The sequence below is a fragment of the Hominibacterium faecale genome (assembly GCF_020734085.1).
Classification (GTDB): domain Bacteria; phylum Bacillota; class Clostridia; order Peptostreptococcales; family Anaerovoracaceae; genus Hominibacterium; species Hominibacterium faecale.
Genome location: NZ_JAJAGH010000005.1, coordinates 420,364 through 436,042 on the forward strand (window position 1 = coordinate 420,364; position 15,679 = coordinate 436,042).

Consider the following 15,679-nt stretch of genomic DNA (forward strand, 5'->3'; position numbering starts at 1 on the left):
TATAATAACTGGATTCCAAAGTTTTTTCAATTATTTTTTTTGGCTGAGGAGAAAATCAGCGCGGCCCGGCCTTGCACCCGCTCCATCTATAGCCCGGTAATTTTTAATAAAAATTGATGGTTTTTACGCAAAAATGCTGCGTTGCAGGGCCTGGTCCCGGCAAAAAGCAGAATTTTCAGCTTCAAGCCGAACTGGAGAGGCCGCAACCGTTGAAAAAAGAGAAAATTTTAGAAAATATTTTTTGTTTTTACCCAAGATGAGCATTCTGCCATAGTACAGTGCAGCTCCCCCGCCCCCTTTCTTCACCCTGACTGCTATCCCCTCAAAAACACAAAAGCGCCAGGCTTTCAACGCCCCTTGAAAAGCCCGGCACCCAAAACGCGCTTACTCACGCACCAACTGAAAATCCTTCCTTTCTGTCAGAAAAGATACTGAAATACCAAAAACAATAGCCCACACCGGCGCACCGATCCCCAGGATCGTAAGATGGGACAGCCCGACCACAAAAGCGGTCAAAGCCCCCAGCACAAACCGTTTTTCACCGAAAGCCGCAGTCAGCGAACTGGTCAAAAGCCCGATCATCGCCAGACCGCAGATAATATCGATGATCGCAGCAGGCAGCAGCGATACCAGACCGGTGACAAGGCTTGCCAACAGCGCCACTGCTGCGGTTATCCCGCAGAGCACCATCGATCCGAAATATCGATGCTCTTTTTTCCCCGCGTTTTCACCCGCCAAAATGGCTATGGTAGGCCCGGCCAAAGAAATGGTATGACTCAAACCAAAAGAAACGATCATGGAACCAATCCCGCAAAAAGCGACGACTTCGTCCAACGGCAGATCATACCCGTTAGCCTTCAGCACACCGTACCCCTTAAACAGATCCGATACCGCCATGATCACCAAAGGCAGGCTGACATAAACAAGGACGTTGAGGTTTACAACTGGAACAATCCCAACAGGCAGGCTCCACCCCAGCTCCAGCGATCCGGCCCCGCCGCCTTTCATAAGGCAGGCAGCTGCAATGGCCATAACCAGCGCTGCAGCTTGGGGCGGCACCTTGGAAGAAACCAGATTGATCAGGAAATAGGCTGCCACAATACACCCACCGGCCAGCGGCAGTTCCCCCACACCGTTTATCAAATTCAACCCATAGTTCATATATACCCCTGCAACCATGGCCAAAACAATGGGAATGGGCACATACTGGATGATCTTTCCGATCAGTTTCAGGCGGCCCATCAGAAACAAGGCAGCGCCCGCAGCCAAATAGCCGAACACCATCTCCCCCAGAGAAAACTCCTGGAGCAGCGGCCCCGCCACAGCTACCGCTGTAATGGACGGAACCGCGTAAACAGGCATTTTAAAGCGTCGGGAAAGATACACACTCATAATTCCGCCGGCAAACATTCCGCACATGAGAAGAGAAGTAATTTCTACAGCCGTCAAACCCGCAGAAACTCCCATGGCCGTAAAGATGGGAACAGCCCCTGCGATCACAAAGATCAGCGCCGTCAAAACCGTACTGATGCTCTCAGAAGTCATCCGACTTTTCTTCAAAGATACGCCTCCTTTCCTCCCGGCCTCAGAATCATCTTTCAAAAACAATTTTGCCGTCCATGATGGTCATTTCCACTGCCGCATCCTTTATTTCCATAGGATCAATTGCAAAGAGATTGCGATCCACCACAATAACGTCCGCCAGCTTTCCTTCTTCCAGCACTCCGATATCATCTCTACTGTATGCTCTGGCTGCGCCGCTGGTATAGGCAATCAATGTATCGTCCAGCCCTATGCACTCTTGAGGATTTACCCCTGTCGGATTGCCATCATCATCACATCTGGTAACAGCGGAATAGATATTGGGGAATGGATTATATTCCACCACCGGATAATCGGTGCCGAAGGCCAGCTGCCCGCCATGGTTGAGAATCGTCTTATGGGGCCATTCCCAACGGCACCGCTCTTCGCCCACCCGGCGGATCTTTTCATTGAAATCCAAGGTGAGGTGATAAGGCTGCATGGATGGAATCACATCCAGCTGTGCGAACCTAGGAATATCATCGGGATGGATGGTCTCAATATGCTCTACCGTATTGCGCAGTCCATGTCTGCCGTTCTTCTCTATGGAAGCCTGGAATAAATCCAGCGCCATGCGCACCGAACCGTCGGCGATGCAGTGCAGTCTTACCGGAAGGCCATAGCTGTTGGCCGCCGTCACATAACGCTTGTTATCCTCCCAGGAAGCCAGGGGCACACCGATCCCGCAGGTTTCCGGCTTGTCCGCATAAGGTTCCAGCAGCAATCCGGTAAAAGTGGAGGTCACCCCATCGATAAAACCCTTGACTCCGGAAAACCGCAGTTTTTCTGACGCGTACCTTTTCTGCATGTCCAAAGCCTTAGTAAAATCCGTATACCCGTCCATACGTCCGAATATATGGAGCCTCAGCGTAAGTTCATCATCTTCCTCCAGCCGCATGATGGAATCGTATTTTTTGTAAGTAGCTGCATCATAGTCATCTCCCATCATCTCGCTGGCAGACGTGATGCCGCAGGCGTTGAGACCGGCGATGAAATCCCGATTGATCTCTTTCATTATTTCCGGTTCTATGTCCATGATCTTATCCATAGCCGGCTTGTACGCCTCCGGCTCGAAGAGGAGGCCAGTCATCCGTCCCTCTTCATCCACGCCCACCGAACCGCTTTTGGGCTTCATATCAGGCGTGATGCCCGCTTCCGCAAGAGCCTTTGAATTGAGCCAGCAGGTATGGGCGTCTGCCGCCAGCAAATACACCGGCCGATCCGGAACTGCCGCATCCAGAGAAGCCTTTGTCGGCAGAGGTGCATCCTGCCAATTGGCAGGGAACCATCCCATTCCCCGAATTCTTTTTTCATCAGGATGCGCCAGAGCATACTGGCGTATCATCTCCGCGCATTCCTCCTCGGACTGAGACTGACTGATTTCCGTACACATATGGTCGCTGGACGAGATTGCCCCGGAAAAATAATGGGTATGGGCATCGACGAACGCCGGCATGACCAGTTTGTCACCGCAGTCAATAACCCGCGTATCCGCGCCGATCAGCTCCTCAGCCGCTTCCCCCGCGCAGAGAATTTGATTTCCCCGGATAGCCACCGCTCCTGAAAAGACCTTTTTATCACGGCCATTAAAAATAGCCTTGCTCTTTAATACTAAATCTGCTTTCATATCAAACCTCCTAAGTCATAATAAGTCCCGCAGCAGCAAAGAAAATCACTGCCAAAACCGCTGACCCCAAAACATACGGCGCCACGACCTTAATCTGGGTCATGTTGGAAATCCCCGTCCCTGCTGATGTCATAAATACCGCATCGGAATAGAAACAGAATTTGCTGCCAAAGGCCACGCCGGACATGATCGCCGCAACGACCAGCGCCGGGTCGATCCCCATGGTCGTGCTGAGCGGAACGAAAATGGGAATGGTGAGCAGAATCAGCACCCAGAAGCTGGCTGCTGCAAAGGCGACCAGACCAACGATGATAAATACAAAGGCCGGCACCAGAGCATACATGCTCTCCGGAATCATCCGCTGCATTCCGCCGATCAGGTATTCGGCAAACCCCATCTCCGTGTTGGCAATATTCAATACATATGCGAAACAAATGACGACTGCCAGCGGAGCCATTGAAGAGATACCTGCGAAAAGATTATCCATAAACTCTGTCAGCGTCATGATCTTCTGTACAAGATACAGGACCAGCTGTACCGCCAGCGCTATGAGAATTCCGCTTACTACATCATTATTACAGAGAAACATACCTGCGATCAAGGCAATAATGGGAATAAAAAAGTTCAGCGGGGAGGATGGTTTTACATCCGTATTATCTCCATCACCCACATTGACGATGGAAGCACCCACTTTTTCTTCCACCAGGAGCGGACCGCCCTCATCGACCCGCTGATAAGCCTTTTTCAGCCGGCCAACCTTGGGAATGATCCCCAGTCCCACCAGCAGGCAGACCACGACAGCAACCAATGGGAAAAACATAAAGGGAATCGCCCGCAGATAGTCGCCAAAGCCCAGGCCCTGGTCTGCCATACAGCCTACAGCAAACGCCGCCCAGCTGGTAAACGGAATCAAGACGCAGACGCAGGCGCCCATCGAGTTTACTCCGTAAGCCAGATGTTCTCTTGGAATCCGGTTTCTGTCGGTCGTTTCTTTCATAGCAAAAGACACGGCCAGAACATTGAGGTAATCATCCACAAACATGATGATGCCCATGAGCCAGGTCAATAACATGGATTTTTTCCGCGTATTGGCGAACTTGCCTATAATATTGGAAAACCCCTGAAGTGCTCCTGATTTCTCAAAGAGCCTGATCATTCCTCCGAAGCCCAGAAGAATCATCAGCAGGAATTGGTAGGATTCATTGGAAATAGCCGAGTAGATCATTTGCAGATAATTGGGGAAAAAGTTTTGTTTATAGACCAATATTGCCCCCACCAGGGATGACAAGATAATCATCTCCGGCATTTTTTTCGTGATTAGTGCGCCAACAATTAGTACAAGGATTGGTATACAGGAAATTATCCCATACTCCATAGGTTCCACCTCCTCCGTTCGTTCGTATAAAGCTAAAACTGTTATGCATAGCCGCGACGCTGCAAATAAATAGTATCAAAAGTCAGAATATTTAAAAATTATTACTTTTGACCATTTTTTTGCCCTTTTGGACGGAAAAAAGTCCGTAAGGAGTAGGTTTTTAATTATTTAGGAGTATGGGCGGAGCAGTTATTACATTCCAGACGTCACATAATCGCGTGGAGACTGATTGTAATATGCTTTAAAGGTTTTATAAAAGTTGCTGCTGTTGCTATAACCCAGCAGCCGTGAGATTTCTTCAATCGGTAGATTGGTCCCTCTTAAAAGAATGACCGCCCGCTCCATCCGCTGCTCTAACAGAATTTCGGAAAAGGATTTTCCGGTCTCACGATGCAGCAGGGTGGAAATATAGTTGGGGTGATAAGAAAATCGGTTAGCGATGTCTTTAAGCGTAACCGTATCAAAATGCTGGCTCATGTAATGAATAATTTTATCGGAAAGCCGGTCAGGAAGGAATTCATTGCTTGCCGCCGAATATTGCCGGGCAATCTGCATTAAAAAAGACAGCACCAGGGGTTTCAAAACGGCTTGTGTGTCCTCTTGCTTGTTTGCATATTCAATGACCATCATTTCAAGCAATACCCGGATGTTGCAATCGTCTTCTATTTTAAAATGAATGTACTCGTCCGAAAACTGATCGGTGGAAGGATCCAGAAGAAAATGAAAAAGTCTGGAATTTGCGGATAGCATTGGTTACAAATCAGGGCCGGAAAGAATTCCGGTTTTTACCGTAAGCTGTTTGCGCTGGTTTTACCCATCGCCTTTCAACAGTTTATGCTTGCAGCAGTAAACGCATCCGATGCGCTCATGCTTGGTTTTGTCAGCCAGGAGTCACTTTCGGCTGTATCGCTGGCCACGCAGATCACCTTTGTTTTTAATCTCTTTATGGGCGGCCTGACCATGGGAACAAGTATTCTAGCGGCACAGTATTATGGGAAGGGTGATACGCTTTCGATTGAAAAAATCTTTGCCTATGTTACGAAAGTGTCGTTTTTAATCTCCGCCGTTTTCTTTTTGGCCTCACTTTTTGTTCCCCAATTGCTGATGCGGATTTTTACGGCAGAACCCCGGCTTATTGCTGGAGGCATTCTTTATCTTCGCATTGCGGCCGCATCTTACCTGTTTACCGGCATCTCGCAAATCTATCTCTGCATTTTAAAGAATACCGGGCACGCCGTGAAAAGCATGATCATTGGCTCTACTGCTGTGGTAATCAATATTTTTTTGAACGCAGCGCTGATCTATGGCATCTTCTTTTCTCCTAAAATGGGAATTTCCGGTGCAGCCCTTGCCACCTCTATTTCAAAATTGATCGAACTGGCCTGGGTCCATGGGGAGTCTTTACGGAAAAACCATGTACGCCTTCATGGAAAGTTCTGCTTTACTGGCGATCGAATTTTGTCAGGGGATTATTGGAGATACAGCCTGCCCATGCTTGGCGATTATCTGGTATGGGGCATGGGATTTACCATGTATTCTGTCATCATGGGACACTTGGGAAGCGATGCCGTTGCCGCCAGCTCCATTGCCAACATTGTAAAAAATCTCACAAGGGAGGTAACATTATGAAGCATAACCCATTTATCCGTTCTGAGCTTTCTTTTCTCAAAATCCCCTATCCTCATTTCTGAACCAACGTTTCCAGAAAATCACGGAAGGTCTGCAGCTGATGCTCATCCAGACGATCGAGCATATGAACGATATCCAGAATGGAATCGGCACTTTTGCGATCAATGCCTAAAAGAGTATCGACGCTCACATCTAAAGCGTGGCTGAGAAAAAACAAGTCGGTCAGATCCGGCTCAATGATGCCTGTCTCCCACTTCCCCACAGTACTGGCGCTGATTCCAATCTGTTCCGCCAGAGCCTGCTGGGTAATGCCTTTTTTCTCTCTGGCTGATTTTAGCTTTGCCGAGAAGGTTTTTCTGATATTCTTCGACTTTCCTTGTGACGAATCCCGAATGAGTGTATCGGCCGGCACTCCCAGAATATCGGAGATTTTAAGCAGTGTTTCAAAATCCGGCTGCCGTCCGGAATTTTCGTAGCCCCTGTAGGTTGTAGCCGGAATATTTAAAAGCTGGGCCATTTTCGTACCGGACAAGCCTGCAGCTTGACGAGCCTTCCTTAAATTTTTTTGAAATTGGTTTCTTTGCATAAGTTTTTCCTCACCGTTCATTTATCCAGATGCTACTTTAATAAAGTATAGAAAGAAAAGAAAATATAAAGGTATTAACGAAATATGCGTTTGTTATATTTACATATAACTCAAAACGGGTTAAAATATTGAGGAAAGAAGTAGCAATAAACAGAAAAAGTACAGACTAGGGTATACCTACAAACACTACTATTACACAATCCGGGGAGCCTGAGCTATGTTAGAAAAAAACGATATCATGCTGTTTGATTCCATCATTCATAAAATCTACAATATCGACGATTTCGATGAGATGCGGTTTTCTGTTCTGGAAGCCCTTCAGTTCCTGATTCCTTATGACGCAGGGACTTTTTTTCTGGCCTCATCAGAAACGCCGTATGAGCTGACCGACCCTGTGGCAATCAACGTGAGCGATCAGGATCTCCAGCTTTATCTGGAAGAGTATCAGGAGCTGGACTATACCAGGTGGACCTTTGCCGCCCCTTCCGGCAAAGCCTATCGGGAAACCGATCTGCTCCAGGACAAGATCCGGGTGGCCACCCCTTATTACAGGGCGCTCTTTTCCCCTACCGGGCTGCATTATTCCATGCTCCTTACCATCATTCACGAGGGGACTTTTTTAGGTGTGATTAATCTTTTCCGCCATCGGAAACACGGAGACTTTTCCGATAAAGATCTGTTTCTCTTCGGGCTTTTGGGAGATCATCTCAACTGTCTTTTGTTCCGTTCCATCTCTGCTTCCGCGCCAGTGCAGCGCAAACATTTTCTAGGAAACAAAAAACTGATCGATACGTATCATCTTACCCGGCGGGAAGCTGAAGTTACCTCTATGCTGCTGGAAGGTTTTCAGCGGGAAGCCATCGCCGACCAGCTATGCATCAGCCCCAATACCTTAAAAAAGCATTTGGTCAACATTTACAAAAAGCTCAAGATCAGCAGCACGCTGGAGCTGTTCCGACTGTTCAAGTAATTTCTCTAATCCACCACATATGCACTTTTTTGAGAAACCTCTATACAAAATGTAGTGTTTGGGTGTATAATAAATTCGATTTGTTGTTTCATCACCCCAATTGCGGGCATATATAAATTATCAATTTCAGGAGGTGGGCTTACGTGAACGTAGCAGTTACAGGAAATGCTGATCCAAAAGAAGCACAAGCTTATGTGAATTATTTAGAGGAAAAGTATGGGAGAAAATTAGAGAGCCTGGATATTCAGGTTGACGGCGAATATGCGGATTTAAACTATAAGTTTTCCCACGTACCATTTGAACGGATTCGGCGCATTACCGGTTATCTTGTGGGAACCATGGATCATTGGAATGACGCCAAGACGGCCGAGGAAAAAGACCGGGTAAAGCATTCTCTGGGAGATACCAACCCGAAAGCCGCCATGGAACAGTTTTAAGATTCCTAAAAACAGCAATTTTGCTTCAAGCTTTATTCATCATCATAAAAAGGAACTGCCGGCATAATGCAAATGCGCCGGACAGTTCCTTTTATTTTTCTTCTTCAATCACTGCCAGCAGAGGCCGCTTTCCATCTGCTTCCATCTGCTCCCGTCCCCAATCAGTAATTGCCAGGACAGCCGGCACGGCGGCCTTCCCTTTACCGGTCAAATGGTATTCCACCCGAGGCGGCACTTCCTCAAAATCCACCCGCCGGATCAGTCCATCCTGCTCCAGCTCCTGCAGGGCGCGGGTCAGCACCGTATTGGTAATCCCTGCGTAGGCCTTGCGTATCTGACCGTAACGCACTCCCGGATACTGATGGATCAGCCAGATTAAAGGCATTTTCCACTTGCCTCCGATCCGGTCCATCGCGTACACAATGGGACAATGTCTGCTCATAGGATCGTTTTTCATTGCATCCTGCTCCTTTCTTTTCAATGTCTGCTCGTTGCAGGCAGGAACAAAAAAGTGCGTACTTGCGCACAGCCTTTTTTTCATCTATCTTTTATTATATAAACAATGCCGGCTGCCGTAAAGAAATAAAGGAGAAGAATATGAAATACGAAAAATTATTTTCACCCATAACCATAAATTCCCTGACACTGAAAAATCGCATCGTCCAGTCCCCTTCCCATATGATCTACACCACCTATGAAGGCTATGTTACCGATCGCTTTAAATCCTATTACTGGAAGCGGGCTGAAAATGAAATAGGTCTGATCATGACTGGCGGCTGCCGCTTTGACGACAGCGGCTGTGTCTACGGTATGATGAGCCTGTCAGATGACTCATTCATCCCGGGATACCGGGAATTCACAGACGGGTGCCACCAGCGGGGAGCGAAAGTAGGCGTTCAGCTATTCCATGCGGGGGCATATACAAAAAAAGAGAACTGTCTCAACGGAGCATATCCCATGGCGCCTTCTGCTGTTCGGTCCGGGTTTACCAGGGAAATTCCCCGGGAGATGACCCTGCAGGATATGGAGCAGCTCATCGAAAAATGGGCTGCCGCAGCTCTGAGAGCGCGGGAGGCGGGATTTGATCTGGTGGAAATTCTCTGCTCCGCCGGCTATCTTCTCTGCCAGTTCCTGTCCCCCCTTACCAATCAGCGCAATGACCAATACGGAGGCAGTTTTGAAAATCGCTGCCGCTTTCCGCTGGAAGTGATCGCGGCGCTCAGAAAAGCATTGGGGCCGGACTATCCCCTCACCTTGCGTCTGGCAGCAAACGATCTGGTTCCCGGCGGAAATAATCTTGAAGATGCGGTGCGATTTGCCAAACTGGCCGAACACGCAGGCATCGACGCCATCCACGTAACAGCCGGCTGGCATGAGTCCAAAGTTCCTCAGATCACCGGCGATGTCCCCAGAGGTAGTTTTGCTTATCTTTCCCAGGCAATAAAAGACGCCGTATCCATCCCGGTCATCGCAGCCAACCGCATCAATGACCCGGCCATTGCTGAAAAGCTAATCGCCCTGGAATCCTGCGACATGGTAGGGCTGTGCCGGGCGCTTGTGGCCGACCCCCGGTGGGCATCCAAAGCAAAAGCAGGCGAAGAATCTTTGATTCGCCGGTGCGTAGGCTGTAATCAAGGCTGTCTGGCCAACATCTTTCAGAACAAGCCGGTCCAATGTCTGGTAAACGGAACCGCCGGGCGGGAATCGGCGTTCACAGCCAGCCGGAGGTCTGTCAAAAAAAAGCTCTTGGTCATTGGCGGCGGTCCGGCCGGATGTACCTTTGCCATCGCTGCCGCTCAGCTGGGACATCAGGTGGCGCTTTGGGAAAAGACGGATTCCCTGGGCGGCCAGCTGACAGCAGCGGCTGCTCCTCCCGGGAAACACGAATTCAGCTTCCTGCCCGCCTACTATGCCGCTGCTCTCAAGCAGGCCGGCGTCGAAGTGCTGCTGGGACAATCGGTTGAAAAGGAAGCAATTTCTTCCACGAACGCAGATTCTATTATTGTTGCCTGCGGCAGCCACCCCAAGGCGCTGAACTTAGAAGGCCTGGATCCGCAAGCCCTTGTTTCTGCCCAGGACATCCTGCTGGGCCGCCGTATGGCAGGGCGGCGGGTCCTCATCGTCGGCGGCGGCTCAGTGGGCTGTGAAACGGCACAGTTTCTGGCCCGTGAAGGTTCTATTTCCCCCGACCAATTCTATTACTACAGTGCTCAAAAAGTGGAATCTCCGGAAAAAATCGCTTCGATGGCAAACTCCACTAGGCGGGATATCGCTATTATTGAGGCGCTCCCCCGGATCGGCGGCGGCTATGCGCCGGGGACAGGCTGGCCGGTGCTGGCGGATCTCAAACGTCTGGGCGTCCGCAGCTATACGGAGGCAAAGATTCTATCCATCAGAGATAACCGGCTCCGCCTGGAATATACCGTTCGGGACCGCAGGCTGGACCAAACTGAGACTTACCTCGCAGACCTGGAGTTTGATACCATCGTCTCTGCCATTGGTTCCGACCCCTGCACTCAAGTGTTTCAACAACTGCAGCAAGCCTTTCCAACGAAGGATATCCGCTCCCTGGGCGACTGCCAGCAAATCGGCACCGTACTCAGCGCCGTACAATCGGCCTGCGATCTGGCATTGAAAGTTTAAGAAAGTCTTTTGCAAAGCAAATGACCCGCTTTTTCAGCAAAGAGAAAGCGGGCCTTTCTATGTCAAGTACCGTTTTTCTTGTGTTTACACGCTAAAAATGCTATACTGTACTCGGTGTTTTAGCGAATAAAATAGGGAGGAGATTTTAATATATGAAAAACTATAACAGCCCTTTATCCGAACGGTATCCCAGCAAGGAAATGAAGTATCTTTTCTCTCCGGAAATGAAATTCAGAACCTGGAGAAAATTGTGGATCGCCCTCGCCGAAGCTGAAAAAGAGCTGGGGCTCGATATCACCCAGGAACAAATAAATGAGCTTAAGGCCCACGCCGATGATATCAACTACGATGAGGCCAGGCAGCGGGAAGCCATCGTGCGTCACGACGTCATGTCCCATGTGTATGCTTACGGTGTTCAATGTCCCAAGGCAAAGGGGATCATTCATCTGGGAGCAACATCTTGCTATGTGGGCGACAATACGGATCTGATCATCATGGCCGAAGGCCTCAAGCTGATCCGCACAAAGCTGATCAATGTCATCGCAAAGCTCTCACAGTTTGCAGATAACTATAAATCGCTGCCAACTCTGGGTTTCACCCATTTTCAGCCAGCTCAGCCAACGACGGTAGGAAAACGGGCAACCCTATGGATTCAAGACCTTCTTATGGATTTATCCGATGTGGAATACCTGCTAAGCACGCTGCGCCTCTTGGGCTCCAAAGGAACCACCGGCACCCAGGCCAGCTTCCTGGAGCTGTTTGACGGCAGCAGGGAAAAGGTAAAGCAGCTGGATCAGCTGATCGCGGAAAAAATGGGTTATGAAGGCTGCTACCCGGTTTCCGGGCAGACCTATTCCAGAAAAGTAGACAGCCGCGTTCTCAATGTACTCAGCGGAATCGCCCAGAGCGCCCATAAATTTTCCAATGATATCCGCCTCCTGCAGCACTTGAAAGAAGTCGAAGAACCCTTTGAAAAGAATCAGATCGGTTCTTCCGCCATGGCCTATAAGCGCAATCCTATGCGCAGTGAACGGATCGCGGCCCTGGCCAATTACGTTATGTCCGACGCTATGAACCCGGCGCTGACGGCTGCAACCCAGTGGTTCGAACGAACACTGGATGATTCGGCCAACAAGCGGCTCAGCATGTCGGAAGGCTTTCTGGCCGTTGACGGAATCCTGGAGCTGTACATCAATGTGGCATCGGGACTGGTCGTTTATCCAAAAGTCATCGAAGCCCGTCTGATGAGCGAGCTTCCTTTCATGGCTACGGAAAACATCCTCATGGACGCTGTCAAAGCCGGCGGCGACCGCCAGGAGCTCCACGAACGAATCCGCACCCATTCCATGGCCGCGGGCAAAGTGGTTAAGGAGGAAGGCAAAGAAAACGATCTGCTGGATCGAATCGCTGCTGACCCCGCCTTCAACATGACAAAAGACCAGCTGCAGAGCCTTATGAAGCCGGAAAATTTTGTAGGCTGCGCACCTGCCCAGACTTCCGAATTTCTGGAACAGATGGTCAACCCGGTACTTGAAAAAAATAAGCATTTGCTCGGCATTTCTGCCGAAATCAACGTATAACGCAAACGTTCAATAAAGCTCGGGCCGCATCAATCGCAGACCCGGCCCTCAGAACAGATAAAGGAGATAGTTTTAAATGGTAAAAGCAATAGTTGGCGCCAATTGGGGCGATGAAGGAAAAGGGAAAATCACGGATATGCTGGCAAAGGAATCGGATATTATTGTCCGTTTTCAGGGCGGAAGCAACGCAGGCCACACAATCGTCAACGATTACGGCAAATTTGCGCTCCACATGCTTCCATCAGGCGTCTTTTATGACCATACCACCTGTGTTCTCGGTAATGGCGTGGCGCTGAACATACCTTACCTTTTTAATGAAATCAAAGAAATCGTAGATCGGGGCGTTCCGGCGCCGAAAGTGCTGGTTTCCGATCGCGCACAGATTTTGATGCCTTATCATATTCTCTTCGATCAGTACGAAGAAGAGCGGCTGGGCGGCAAATCCTTCGGTTCCACCAAGTCGGGAATCGCACCCTGCTATTCTGACAAATATGCAAAGATCGGCTTTCAGGTCAATGAGCTGTTTATGAATGAAGCAGATCTGCGGGAAAAGCTGGACGGGATCTGCCAGCAGAAAAATATTATTCTGGAGCATTTATATCATAAACCGGCGCTGGATGTGGATGAGCTCTTTAACACCCTTTTGGAATATCGGGAAATGGTTCGCCCCTATGTATGCAATGTTTCCTCCTATTTATACGGTGCAATTAAGGAAGGAAAAAAGATCTTGCTGGAAGGCCAGCTGGGCGCCCTCAAGGATACGGATCACGGCATCTATCCTATGGTTACCTCATCTTCCACCCTGGCAGGATACGGCTCCATCGGCGCCGGAATCCCGCCTTACGAAATCAAGGAAGTAATGACGGTCGTCAAAGCTTATTCCAGTGCAGTAGGCGCGGGCGCTTTTGTCAGCGAACTCTTTGGAGAAGAAGCTGATGAACTGAGAAAGCGCGGCGGAGACGGCGGCGAATACGGCGCTACCACCGGCCGGCCCCGCAGAGTGGGCTGGTTTGACGCAGTAGCCACCCGCTACGGATGCAGAATGCAGGGCGCCACAGAGGTTGCCCTCACTGTACTGGATCCGCTGGGATATTTGGACGAAGTTCCGATCTGCGTCGGATATGAAGTGGATGGAAACGTGACAAAAGAGTTTCCCCACACCACTGATCTGTACCGTGCAAAACCGATTTTAAAAAAGCTGCCCGGCTGGAAGAGCGACATTCGCGGGATACGGGAATTCGACCAGCTGCCTCAGGCATGCCAGAATTATGTCAACGAAATCGAAAAGGAAATCGGTTTTCCGATTACTTATGTTTCCAATGGGCCTGGCAGGGACGACATCATCAAACGTAAACCGCTCATACAGCTTTAACAGCAAAGGTTGGCGACCGCCCTATTACAAATTTTTAGGAGACTGAACGATGTATAAAGACGCGATCCGATCCGCCTGGGTTGAGATTAATTTGTCCAATCTGGACTACAATATTAAGAATATCAAAGCCAAAGTGGGGAATCATGCGGATATTATCGGTGTGATCAAAGCGGACGGCTACGGTCACGGCAGTGTGCAGACGGCAGAGGTGCTTCGCAGAAACGGGGTTAAGACCTTTGCTGTGGCCGCCCTTTCGGAGGCGATCAAACTTCGAGAAAGCGGGGCTGGTGAGGAAATCATTATCCTGGGCCTGACTCCCGACTTGTACGCGGATACCCTCATCACTTATGACCTCACACCGGTTGTGTGCAGTGCGTCCAATGCACAGGCTATATCACAGGCTGCGAAAAACGCAGGAAAAACGGTCGAAGGCCTGGTGGCCATCGATACCGGTATGGGGAGAATTGGCTATCTTCCTCAAGATCCTGACACCATTGGGGATATTAAAAGGATCGATTCGCTGGAACATTTTAAGATCAAGGGGATTTTTTCTCACTTCGCCACTGCTGATGCTTCGGATAAAACCTATGCAAAAGAGCAGGAGCGGCGATATAATGATTTTTGTGCCAAACTGACCGCCGCCGGAGTGAAGGTTCCTATGCGTACTTTTGCTAACAGTGCGTCTGTGATGGAATTGCCTTCTGTATACTATGACGCGGTACGCCCTGGGATTATCCTTTACGGCTGCTATCCCAGCGCAGAGGTGGATAAAAGCCAGCTTTCCATTAAGCCGGCCATGTCGGTAAAGGCAAATATTATTCATTTGAAGAAGGTGCCTGAAGGTACCACCATAAGCTACGGCAGAGCCTTTACCGCTGCCCGGGAAAGCCTGATCGCCACATTGGCCTTGGGTTATGCCGATGGACTTCCCCGTCCTTATTCGCAGGTAGGAAAGGTCATTGTCAATGGAATGTTGGCCCCAATTGCCGGAAATATCTGTATGGATCAGTGCATGGTCGATGTGACGGATGTACCGGATGTAAAGTTGGGGGATGAAGTGATCATCATGGGTTCTGACGGGCAGAATACGATTCTAGCAGATGATATCGGCGATGCTACTGGGACGATCAATTATGAGATTGTCTGTGCCTTTGGACAGCGCCTGCCGAAAGTCTATATTGAATAAAAACATAAACGGAGGTAAGATAAAAATGGGTAGGGGAACTAGAGAAAAAATAATGGAACTAGCAATCGATATGTTTAATGAAAAAGGCGCCACGAATGTGAGCACCGTTCAGCTTTCTCATGAAATGAACATCAGTCCGGGCAACCTTTACTATTATTTTGATAATAAAGAGCATCTGATCCGCACCATTTGGCTGGAAATGCTGACGCCAAAAATTGAAGAGCTTTTTAACCAAGCTGACCTTGAGACCAGTGAGGAAGGCTTGATGGATTTTTTTCTGCAGCTTTCACGGATCACATATGATTATCGATTCTTTTATCTGGAACTTTCCGCCATGCTGGTTAATGATCCGGAGCTGCGCCGACTATACAGGGAACAAGCGGACAAGCTGATGCAGCGAATCGACAAGATTATGCAGGCCTGGACAGAAAACGGAATCATGGATCCGATCGAACCTGTTGCAAAAAAAATGCTGATACAAAATTGTTGGACTTTGTCTCAGACCAGCATTACTTATGTTACAATTCTTGCTTACAGCGCATCGGCACAGGAAGCCTGTGATAACATCATTCAGCATCTATACGCTTTAATAAGGCCTTATTTCTCAGATAAAAGCCATGCTAAATTGCAGCAGCTCTTTGCTGAGAACAATCTGGACTTTCATAAATATGCACAGTAAAGATAAAGGAGCAA

At 49.1% G+C, this 15,679-nt stretch carries 13 protein-coding genes and 1 pseudogene; 8 read left to right on the plus strand and 6 right to left on the minus strand.

Features of this window, described 5'->3' with window-relative positions; translation table 11 throughout:
* Positions 1 to 384: 384 nt before the first annotated feature.
* The 4 genes from LG211_RS07120 to LG211_RS07135 form a co-directional block, all read right to left on the minus strand.
* On the minus strand, positions 385 to 1,560 hold the full coding sequence (locus LG211_RS07120) for a benzoate/H(+) symporter BenE family transporter (RefSeq protein WP_269477236.1): 1,176 nt from the start codon (positions 1,558 to 1,560) through the stop codon (positions 385 to 387).
* Between the two features lie 31 nt (positions 1,561 to 1,591).
* Complete coding sequence (locus LG211_RS07125) at positions 1,592 to 3,208, minus strand: amidohydrolase (RefSeq protein WP_269477237.1); 1,617 nt, start codon at positions 3,206 to 3,208, stop codon at positions 1,592 to 1,594.
* Between the two features lie 10 nt (positions 3,209 to 3,218).
* The gene (locus LG211_RS07130) at positions 3,219 to 4,583 is read right to left on the minus strand and encodes a Na+/H+ antiporter NhaC family protein (RefSeq protein ID WP_148398746.1); all 1,365 of its coding nucleotides are present in this window, start codon (positions 4,581 to 4,583) and stop codon (positions 3,219 to 3,221) included.
* 192 nt (positions 4,584 to 4,775) lie between these two features.
* The gene (locus LG211_RS07135; RefSeq protein WP_269477238.1) at positions 4,776 to 5,333 is read right to left on the minus strand and encodes a helix-turn-helix transcriptional regulator; all 558 of its coding nucleotides are present in this window, start codon (positions 5,331 to 5,333) and stop codon (positions 4,776 to 4,778) included.
* Between the two features lie 66 nt (positions 5,334 to 5,399).
* Between LG211_RS07135 and LG211_RS07140 the strand changes: the two genes are divergently transcribed.
* Complete coding sequence (locus tag LG211_RS07140; RefSeq protein WP_269477297.1) at positions 5,400 to 6,212, plus strand: MATE family efflux transporter; 813 nt, start codon at positions 5,400 to 5,402, stop codon at positions 6,210 to 6,212.
* Between the two features lie 52 nt (positions 6,213 to 6,264).
* On the opposite strand, the gene LG211_RS07145 is transcribed toward LG211_RS07140, so the two are convergent.
* The gene (locus LG211_RS07145) at positions 6,265 to 6,798 is read right to left on the minus strand and encodes a helix-turn-helix domain-containing protein (RefSeq protein WP_253020592.1); all 534 of its coding nucleotides are present in this window, start codon (positions 6,796 to 6,798) and stop codon (positions 6,265 to 6,267) included.
* A gap of 217 nt (positions 6,799 to 7,015) precedes the next feature.
* Here LG211_RS07145 and LG211_RS07150 point away from each other — a divergent pair, with 217 nt between their 5' ends.
* Both LG211_RS07150 and nrdD read left to right on the plus strand, forming a co-directional pair.
* Positions 7,016 to 7,768, plus strand: a complete 753-nt coding sequence (locus tag LG211_RS07150; protein ID WP_148398752.1) for a LuxR C-terminal-related transcriptional regulator — start codon at positions 7,016 to 7,018, stop codon at positions 7,766 to 7,768.
* A gap of 290 nt (positions 7,769 to 8,058) precedes the next feature.
* Positions 8,059 to 8,205, plus strand: a pseudogene (gene nrdD, locus LG211_RS20210) (anaerobic ribonucleoside-triphosphate reductase); the annotation flags it as partial.
* Positions 8,206 to 8,296: 91 nt separating this feature from the next.
* Here nrdD and LG211_RS07160 read toward each other — a convergent pair.
* The gene (locus LG211_RS07160; protein ID WP_253020594.1) at positions 8,297 to 8,662 is read right to left on the minus strand and encodes a winged helix-turn-helix transcriptional regulator; all 366 of its coding nucleotides are present in this window, start codon (positions 8,660 to 8,662) and stop codon (positions 8,297 to 8,299) included.
* Positions 8,663 to 8,802: 140 nt separating this feature from the next.
* On the opposite strand from LG211_RS07160, the gene LG211_RS07165 reads away from it, so the two are divergent.
* The 5 genes from LG211_RS07165 (at position 8,803) to LG211_RS07185 (ending at position 15,665) form a co-directional block, all read left to right on the plus strand.
* On the plus strand, positions 8,803 to 10,848 hold the full coding sequence (locus LG211_RS07165) for an oxidoreductase (protein WP_269477239.1): 2,046 nt from the start codon (positions 8,803 to 8,805) through the stop codon (positions 10,846 to 10,848).
* Positions 10,849 to 11,000: 152 nt separating this feature from the next.
* Complete coding sequence (gene purB / locus LG211_RS07170) at positions 11,001 to 12,428, plus strand: adenylosuccinate lyase (RefSeq protein WP_269477240.1); 1,428 nt, start codon at positions 11,001 to 11,003, stop codon at positions 12,426 to 12,428.
* 76 nt (positions 12,429 to 12,504) lie between these two features.
* Positions 12,505 to 13,800 carry an adenylosuccinate synthase gene (locus LG211_RS07175; protein ID WP_269477241.1) on the plus strand — a complete coding sequence of 432 codons (1,296 nt, stop codon included), beginning with the start codon at positions 12,505 to 12,507 and terminating at the stop codon, positions 13,798 to 13,800.
* Between the two features lie 49 nt (positions 13,801 to 13,849).
* Entirely contained in the window at positions 13,850 to 14,986 is a 1,137-nt protein-coding gene (gene alr / locus LG211_RS07180; protein ID WP_148398762.1) for an alanine racemase, read from the plus strand.
* A gap of 52 nt (positions 14,987 to 15,038) precedes the next feature.
* Entirely contained in the window at positions 15,039 to 15,665 is a 627-nt protein-coding gene (locus tag LG211_RS07185) for a TetR/AcrR family transcriptional regulator (RefSeq protein WP_253020597.1), read from the plus strand.
* Positions 15,666 to 15,679 lie beyond the last annotated feature (14 nt).

Excerpts from the sequence above, each read along its gene's own strand:
- LG211_RS07125 (WP_269477237.1), bottom strand. The coding sequence starts at position 3,208 with ATGAAAGCAGATTTAGTATTAAAGAGCAAGGCTATTTTTAATGGCCGT.
- LG211_RS07130 (WP_148398746.1), bottom strand. The coding sequence starts at position 4,583 with ATGGAGTATGGGATAATTTCCTGTATACCAATCCTTGTACTAATTGTT.
- LG211_RS07135 (WP_269477238.1), bottom strand. The coding sequence starts at position 5,333 with ATGCTATCCGCAAATTCCAGACTTTTTCATTTTCTTCTGGATCCTTCC.
- LG211_RS07145 (WP_253020592.1), bottom strand. The coding sequence starts at position 6,798 with ATGCAAAGAAACCAATTTCAAAAAAATTTAAGGAAGGCTCGTCAAGCT.
- LG211_RS07150 (WP_148398752.1), top strand. The coding sequence starts at position 7,016 with ATGTTAGAAAAAAACGATATCATGCTGTTTGATTCCATCATTCATAAA.
- LG211_RS07160 (WP_253020594.1), bottom strand. The coding sequence starts at position 8,662 with ATGAAAAACGATCCTATGAGCAGACATTGTCCCATTGTGTACGCGATG.
- LG211_RS07165 (WP_269477239.1), top strand. The coding sequence starts at position 8,803 with ATGAAATACGAAAAATTATTTTCACCCATAACCATAAATTCCCTGACA.
- purB (WP_269477240.1), top strand. The coding sequence starts at position 11,001 with ATGAAAAACTATAACAGCCCTTTATCCGAACGGTATCCCAGCAAGGAA.
- LG211_RS07175 (WP_269477241.1), top strand. The coding sequence starts at position 12,505 with ATGGTAAAAGCAATAGTTGGCGCCAATTGGGGCGATGAAGGAAAAGGG.
- alr (WP_148398762.1), top strand. The coding sequence starts at position 13,850 with ATGTATAAAGACGCGATCCGATCCGCCTGGGTTGAGATTAATTTGTCC.
- LG211_RS07185 (WP_253020597.1), top strand. The coding sequence starts at position 15,039 with ATGGAACTAGCAATCGATATGTTTAATGAAAAAGGCGCCACGAATGTG.